Origin of the sequence: Streptomyces anandii JCM 4720 (assembly GCF_014650655.1) — a bacterium.
GTDB classification, from domain to species: domain Bacteria; phylum Actinomycetota; class Actinomycetes; order Streptomycetales; family Streptomycetaceae; genus Streptomyces; species Streptomyces anandii.
In genome coordinates, this window is record NZ_BMVJ01000021.1 from 26837 (window position 1) to 28307 (window position 1471).

A 1471-nucleotide genomic window follows, 5' to 3' on the forward strand; every position below is an offset into this window, starting at 1 on the left:
CACCGGCGAGCAGCTGGCCCGCATCAAGGTCGGCAGCGGCCCGCACGGCCTCGCGGTCTACCCCCAGCCGGGCCGCTACTCGCTCGGCCACACCGGCATCTTCCGCTGAGCTTGAGTCTCCACCCGCTGGAACCCGCACACTCGCGTACGTGAACGACGACGGCACCGCACTCCTCACCATCGGCGACCTGGCGCGGGCCACCGGACTGACGGTACGGACCATCCGCTACTGGTCCGACGAGGGCGCCCTGCCCCCGGTGGCCCGCTCGCCCGGCGGCTACCGCCTCTACGACGCGGCCTGCGTGGCCCGCCTGGAGCTGATCCGCACCCTGCGCGAGCTGGGCCTCGGCCTGGACGACGTGCGCACGGTGCTCTCGGGGGAGCGCACCGTGGCCCAGGTCGCCGCGACGCACGTGGCGGCGCTGGACGCGCGGATCAGGTCGCTGAGGGTGACCCGCGCGGTGCTGTCGAGCGTGGCCCGACGAGGCGCAGGCACGGAGGAGACGACCCTGATGAACAGACTGGCACGGCTCTCGGCGGCGGAGCGCGAACGGATCATCGACGACTTCATGACGGAGGTCTTCGAGGGGCTCGACACCGCCGACCCCGACATCCGCACCCGGCTCCGGTTCGCCACGGCGGACCTCCCGGACGACCCCACGCCGGAACAGGTGGACGCGTGGGTGGAGCTGGCCGAGCTGATCCAGGACCCGGAGTTCCGTGCCCTGATGCGCCGGATGATCGTGTTCAACGCGGCCGACCGGGGCCCGGACGTCCCGGCGGGCACCTCTCTGTGGTTCATGAGCCGCCTGGTGCAGCTCGCCGGCGAGGCGCTGCGCCGAGGTGCCGCCCCCGAGGCGCCCGAGGCCGGAGAGATCCTGCGGGGGCTGATCGGCGACGCCGACCCGGCCGCCGTACTGGAACGCCTGACGGCCGCCTCGGACGAACGCGTCGCCCGGTACCGCCGGTTGTCGGCCGAGCTGAAAGGCCTGGAGCCCCTGCCGTCGTACGAGGAGGAGTTCTCCTGGGTGGTCGCCGCACTGAGGTGCCGCGCGGGCCGTTAATCTGACCTGCGTCAGTACGACAGCACGTCAGAGCAAACGCGACACAAAGGGGCGGATCGGTGGCGGACATCGAGGAAGCACGCAAGGAATTCCAGCGGATCGATGCGGACGGCGACGGTTTCATCACCGCCGCCGAGTTCAAGTCCGCCCTCGCTCAGGGGGGCGACTGGAACGTCACCGACACGGTGGCCGAGGCCGTCATCAAGACCCGCGACCTCAACGGCGACAAGGTTCTGTCGTTCGACGAGTTCTGGGCGTACCTGAGCAAGTGACCCAGGCGCCCGGGGGTGCCCGGCCGCTCGGCGGTTGGGCGCCCCCGCCGCCCGGAATAGCCCGCCCGCCGCGGAGGTTGCACAACCCCGTCAGAGCTGCGCACGACAGCGACCCCGAAGGGCGAGGCGAGCGGA

General features: G+C 71.7%; 2 protein-coding genes. Both read left to right on the top strand.

Annotated features, from left to right (window positions below):
• Window positions 1–149: 149 nt before the first annotated feature.
• Window positions 150–1064 (top strand): helix-turn-helix domain-containing protein, encoded by a 915-nt coding sequence (locus IE249_RS28905; protein WP_189709428.1) that lies wholly within the window; start codon window positions 150–152, stop codon window positions 1062–1064.
• Window positions 1065–1123: 59 nt separating this feature from the next.
• Complete coding sequence (locus IE249_RS28910) at window positions 1124–1336, top strand: EF-hand domain-containing protein (protein WP_189709431.1); 213 nt, start codon at window positions 1124–1126, stop codon at window positions 1334–1336.
• The last annotated feature ends 135 nt before the right edge of the window (window positions 1337–1471 follow it).